Raw genomic sequence first — 5,944 nt, forward strand, 5'->3', positions numbered from 1 at the left:
CGTCGGCCGGGCGGTCGGCCGGGCCGCCGGCCAGCGTCTCGGCGAGGCGCAGCGCGACCAGGTCGAGGTGGGCCGAGAAGATCCCCGACCGGTCGGGCCCACCGCCGGCGCCCACCGGCTGGGCGGCCCGGATGTGCGCCAGCATCCGCAGCGACAGCGGGTGCGCGGCCTCGCCGGGGGCGAGGCCCGCCGGGTCGAGGCCGACGGCCGCCCTGGCCCGGCCGGCCGGTTCGGGGGCGAGGTCGCCGATCGGCAGGTGGGCGGGGAGCCGGCCGGCTGGCCGGCCGTGCAGGGTGCCGGGCGGGAACAGCCAACCGGCCCGTTCCCAGTGCTCGGGCCGGCAGGCCAGCACGAGCCGGGCGCCGACGGCCCGCAGCCAGCCGACGGTGGCCGGCACCCAGCCGGCGAGTCGGACGGCGAGCTCCTCCGGCATCTCCTCCGGGCCGTCGAGCACCACGAGCAGCGGCTGCCCGCCGTCCCTGGCAGTCCGCGCGGCGACGTCGGGGTCGGTGCGGGCCAGGGCGCGCCCCACGGCGTCGCGCAGCCCGGTGTCGCCGGGCCGCAGCTCGGCACCGCGCAGCCAGACGGTGCCAGGGCGGCCGCTGGCGTGCGCGGCCAGCAGGGTGCTGCGCCCGGTGCCCGGCGGGCCGACCAGGGCGGCCACGCTGGCGCTCCCCCGCTCGAACACGGCCAGTTCCCCGGCCAGCTCCGGCCGGTCGTGGCGGGTGGGGCGGACGCCGGCCCCCGCGAGCGAGTCGGCTGCCAGGGCGTGGACCCCGGCGAGGTTGAGGGCGGCGCCGAAGCCGGGCACGGTGACGCCGTTGCGGCGCAGCAGTTCGGCCAGCGGCCCGGTGCCCTCCAGGGCGGCGGCGGTGTGCAGGGGCACGGCGAAGCCGGCCGAGCGTCCCTGGGCGTGCAGCGCCGTGGTGAGGACGGCGACCACGGCGCCGGTGGCCGGGTCGACGACCGGGCTGCCGGTGTGCGCCGCGTCGAGCCGGAGCCCGAAGGACGCGCCAGGGGGCAGCTGGAGCTCCAGCGCCTCGTCGATCCGGTGGAAGCGGTCGGTTGCGGTGTACACGGCGGGACGTCCAGGGGCGTACAGCGTGGCGTCCGTCCAGGCGTCGGCCAGCCGCAGCCTGACGGGTCCTGGCCGGTCGGGCGCGATGACCAGCGGCCGCGCGGGGCACGGCGGTGCGGGTACCCGGATCAGGGCCAGGTCCCAGTGCGGAAGCTCGGTGACGGCGGCGGCGTCGACGACGCGGCTCTCGCCGCCCGGCCGGCCGAGGACGAGGCGGGCGAGCCCGTCGACCGCCTCGTGGCTGGTGACCAGGGTGCCCTCGGCGTCGGCGCGGAACGCGACGCCGCGCGGGCGGCCGGCCAGATCGCCGACGCGCGTCAGCGCGCCCGCCGGATCCACGGTCGCCACCGAGTCCACCGCCATCGCCGCGCCTCCCCTGTCACCGGTCCCGCCGAGTCAGGGGGAGGTCCTGCCCAGCGGCGGCGCGAAACGCACCCGGCGGCGCACGCGCCGCCCGGACGCCGTACACCACGACCGGCTCTTCACCCGTTCCGGTGACGCCCGGCGGCTGGCCGCCGCCGAGCGGCCGGGTTCGGAACCGGGTGGCTGGCCGCCGGCAGGCGCACTGGCGGAGGGACCATCGGCGTCAGGGCCCCCGCCGGGCCGGAGGCCCGCGGCCGTGCCGCGCCCACCCTCCCCCAGCCTGGCGGCGGGGGGGGTACCCCCACAAGCCCTCGGGTGGGTGCCTCGCGCGGCAGCGGGCCCGTGGCCTCCGCGCGTAGCGCGGAAGGGGCCGGTGGGCGGGGAAAACCCCCGGCCCGAAGGGCCAGACGGCGCAGCCGCCCTCGCCCCCCGGGGCCCGCCAAGCCCCCGCGCGAAGCGCGGAAAGGGCGGGCGGGCGGGGAAAACCCCCGGCGCGAAGGGCCAGACGGCGCAGCCGCCCTCGCCCCCCGGGGCCCGCCCCACCAGGGCCCACCGCGCGGAGCGCGGAAAAGGGGGGGGAGGGTGGGGAAAACCCCGCGCGGAGCGCGGGCCCGCTGCGGCGGGCCCTCAGCCGCCCTGGGGGGCGAAGACGGCGAGGCTCCTGGCGCGGTCGCCGTCGGCCTCGACGAGTGCCACCAGCCGGTCGTCGGGGTCGAAGACGGCCACCGGCCCGGCCGGCAGCCGCGGGGTGGCGATCCTGGCCCCGTTGCCGAGCAGCCTGGCCTCCCGTTCGGTCACGTCCCACCGTGGGAAGGAGGCCGCCGCGGCCTCGTCGAGCGGCTGCACGACCAGCTCGGCGCGCAGTTCGTCGACGGTGCGGGCGGCGCCCAGCGTGTAGGGGCCGACGCGGGTGCGGTGCAGCGCGGTGAGGTGGCCGCCGGTGCCGAGCGCGGCGCCGAGGTCGCGGGCCAGGGCGCGGATGTAGGTGCCCGACGAGCAGACCACGGTGATGTCGACGTCCGTGACGGTGAGGCCGTCCGCGAGGGTGTGCTCGACGGCGCGGTCCGCGGTGAAGGTGGAGACGGTGACCCGGCGCGCCGGGATCTCCACCTCCTCGCCGGCCCGCACCCGCCGGTACGAACGCTGGCCGTCGATCTTGACGGCGCTGACCTTGGCCGGCACCTGCATGATCTCGCCGGTCAGGGCCGCGACGCCGGCGGCGATGGCGGTCGGCTCGACGCCGGCCGCGCCCCGCGCCCCGGTGACCTCGCCCTCCGCGTCGTCCGTGACCGTGGTCCGACCGAGGCGGATGGTGCCCTTGTACTCCTTGTCGGTGAGCGCCAGGTGGCCGAGCAGCCTGGTGGCCCGGCCGAGGCCCACGAGGAGCACCCCGGTGGCCATCGGGTCGAGGGTGCCGGCGTGCCCGACGCGCCGGGTGCGGGCGATGCCGCGCAACACCGCGACGACATCGTGGGAGGTGAAGCCGGCGGGCTTGTCCACGACGACAAGCCCGTCGGCTGTTGATCCAGTCATGCGCCGGTCAGTCCTCGTCCCCGCTCGCCGCCGCGGAGCCGGTGCCGGCCCCGCCCTCGCCGTCGGACCCCGGCTCGCCCCGCTCGCCACGCTCGTCCGGCTCGTCCCGCTCCTCGCGGTTCTCCCGGTACGGGTCGGCACCGCCGGCGTACTGGGCCCCGGCCGACGAGCGGCGCAGCTCCTCGTCGCGCTCCCTGGCGCGGTCGAAGAGGTGGTCCATGTTGCGTGCCGTCTCGGGCAGCGCGTCCGGCACGAACTCCAGGCTCGGCGTGTGCTTGACGCCGGCCGCCGCGCCGACCGCGGAACGCAGCACGCCCTTGGCGCTGCGCAGCCCGGCGGCCACCTCCTCCCGGTCGGACTCGTCGCCGTACACCGTGTAGAAGACGGTCGCCTCCCGCAGGTCCCCGGTGACTCTGGTGTCGGTGATGGTCACCCGGCTGCCCAGCCTGGGGTCCTTGATGTCCCGCTGCAGCTTCTGGGCGACCACCTCGCGGATGAGGTCCGCCAGCCTCTTCGCCCGAGCCTTGTCGGCCACTGCTCCGTCTCCTCGTACTGTTCTCGAATGTCGCGGCTCATGGTCAGCCTGCGCCGCCGGGACTCGCCCGGCTACTCGTCCTCGCCGCCGTGGACGCGCCGTCGCACGGACAGCAGCTCCACCTCGGGCCGCTCGGCCACCCAGCGCTCGCACCTGTCGAGCACCTCGGTGAGCCGGCCGGCGTCCCCCGAGACCACCGCGAGCCCGATCCGGGCCCGCCGGTGGAGGTCCTGACCGCCCACCTCGGCGACGCTGACCGCGTACCTGCGCTGGAGTTCCGCCACGATCGGCCGCACCACCGAGCGCTTCTCCTTGAGGGAGTGGACATCGCCGAGCAACAGGTCGAAGGAGAGTGTCCCGGTATACATGCGGTGATCGTAACGGCAGCGGCCGGGGCCGATCGACGGGGTTTCCCCCGCCGACCGACCCCGGCCCGACCGCTAGACGCGCGGCTTCTCGCGCATCTCGTAGGTCGCGATGACGTCGTCGATCTTGATGTCGTTGAAGTTTCCGAGGTTGATACCGCCCTCGAAGCCCTCACGAATCTCGGTGACATCGTCCTTGAAGCGCCGCAGCCCCTCGATGTTGAGGTTCTCGGCGACGACCTTGCCGTCGCGGACCAGACGGGCCTTGGTGTTCCGCCGCACCTCGCCGGAGCGGATGAGGACACCCGCGATGTTGCCCAGCTTGGAGGAGCGGAAGACCTCGCGGATCTCCGCGGTGCCCAGCTCGACCTCTTCGTACTCCGGCTTCAGCAGGCCCTTCAGGGCCGCCTCGATCTCCTCGATCGCCTGGTAGATGACCGAGTAGTACCGGACGTCCACGCCCTCGCGCTCGGCCGCCTGCGTGGCACGCCCCTCGGCGCGCACGTTGAAGCCGATGACGATGGCGTCGGAGCCGCTGGCCAGGTCGATGTCGGTCTCGGTGACCGCGCCGACGCCCCGGTGGAGCACCCGCAGGTCGACACCCTCGCCGACGTCGAGCTGGAGCAGCGAGGACTCCAGGGCCTCGACGGAACCGGACGCGTCGCCCTTGATGATGAGGTTGAGCTGCTGCACCTCGCCGGCCTTGAGCACCGTGTCCAGGGTCTCCAGGGAGACCCGGCGGGTGCGCTTGGCGAACGCCGCGTTCCGCTCGCGGGCGGCGCGCTTCTCGGCGATCTGCCGCGCGGTGCGGTCGTCGGAGACCACCAGGAAGTTGTCCCCGGCGCCCGGCACGTTGGTCAGACCCTGCACCAGGACCGGCGTGGAGGGCCCGGCCTCGGCGAGCGTGCGACCGGAGTCGTCCAGCATGGCCCGGACGCGGCCGTGGGCGTCGCCCACCACCATCGTGTCGCCGACGCGCAGCGTGCCGCGCTGGACGAGCACGGTGGCCACGGCGCCGCGGCCCCGGTCCAGGTGGGCCTCGATCGCGATGCCCTGGGCGTCCTGCGTCGGGTTGGCCCGCAGGTCGAGCGCGGCGTCGGCGGTCAGGACGACCGCCTCGAGCAGCGACTCGATGTTGGTGCCCTGGCGGGCGGAGATGTCGACGAACATCGTGTCGCCGCCGTACTCCTCGGCCACCAGGCCGAACTCGGTCAGCTGGCCGCGGACCTTGGTCGGGTCGGCGCCCTCGACGTCGATCTTGTTGACCGCGACGACGATCGGCACGTCGGCCGCCTTGGCGTGGTTCAGCGCCTCGATCGTCTGCGGCATCACACCGTCGTTGGCCGCCACCACGAGGATGGCGATGTCCGTCGACTTGGCACCACGGGCACGCATGGCGGTGAACGCCTCGTGACCCGGGGTGTCGATGAAGGTGATGCGCCGCTCTTCGTCGTTGACGTCGATCGAGACCTGGTAGGCACCGATGTGCTGGGTGATGCCGCCGGCCTCGCCCTCGATGACGTTGGTCTTGCGGATCGCGTCGAGCAGGCGGGTCTTACCGTGGTCGACGTGACCCATGACGGTCACCACCGGCGGCCGCGAGACCAGCTGCTCCTCGCCGCCCTCGTTCTCGCCGAACTCGATGTCGAAGGACTCGAGAAGCTCGCGGTCCTCCTCCTCCGGGCTGACGATCTGGACGGTGTAGTTCATCTCGTCGCCGAGCAGGTGCAGCGTCTCGTCGGAGACGGACTGCGTCGCCGTGACCATCTCGCCCAGGTTGAACATCACCTGGACCAGGGAGGCCGGGTTGGCGTTGATCTTCTCGGCGAAGTCGGTGAGGGACGCGCCACGGGAGAGCCTGATGGCCTCGCCCTTGCCGCGCGGAAGCATCACGCCGCCGATGGACGGGGCCTGCATGGCCTCGTACTCCTGGCGCCGCTGCCGCTTCGACTTGCGGCCACGCCGCGCCGGACCGCCGGGACGGCCGAACGCGCCCTGGGTGCCACCGCGGCCACCCGGACCGCCGGGCCGGCCGCCGCCGCCAGGACCGCCGCCGCCGCCGCCACCGGG

Annotated in this window: 5 protein-coding genes; all 5 read right to left on the bottom strand. The window is 75.1% G+C overall.

The window, feature by feature from the left end; genetic code table 11:
• The coding region (locus tag ACYVPE_RS38935) for a serine protease family protein (protein WP_461038578.1) at positions 1–1,441 on the bottom strand (1,441 nt) is incomplete at its 3' end.
• Positions 1,442–2,068: 627 nt separating this feature from the next.
• A complete protein-coding gene (gene truB / locus ACYVPE_RS38940) occupies positions 2,069–2,974 on the bottom strand; it encodes a tRNA pseudouridine(55) synthase TruB (RefSeq protein WP_461038579.1) in 906 nt (301 codons plus the stop codon).
• Positions 2,975–2,981: 7 nt separating this feature from the next.
• Positions 2,982–3,509, bottom strand: a complete 528-nt coding sequence (gene rbfA / locus ACYVPE_RS38945; RefSeq protein ID WP_461038580.1) for a 30S ribosome-binding factor RbfA — start codon at positions 3,507–3,509, stop codon at positions 2,982–2,984.
• A gap of 71 nt (positions 3,510–3,580) precedes the next feature.
• Entirely contained in the window at positions 3,581–3,877 is a 297-nt protein-coding gene (locus ACYVPE_RS38950; protein WP_461038581.1) for a DUF503 domain-containing protein, read from the bottom strand.
• A 72-nt stretch (positions 3,878–3,949) separates the two neighbouring features.
• On the bottom strand, positions 3,950–5,944 hold a 1,995-nt coding region (infB, locus tag ACYVPE_RS38955), incomplete at its 5' end, for a translation initiation factor IF-2 (RefSeq protein WP_461038582.1).

The sequence above is a fragment of the Streptomyces mayteni genome (genome assembly GCF_054783955.1).

What these genes read in the sequence shown, in the direction of transcription:
- truB (WP_461038579.1), bottom strand. Translation starts at nt 2,974, where the DNA reads ATGACTGGATCAACAGCCGACGGGCTTGTCGTCGTGGACAAGCCCGCC.
- ACYVPE_RS38950 (WP_461038581.1), bottom strand. Translation starts at nt 3,877, where the DNA reads ATGTATACCGGGACACTCTCCTTCGACCTGTTGCTCGGCGATGTCCAC.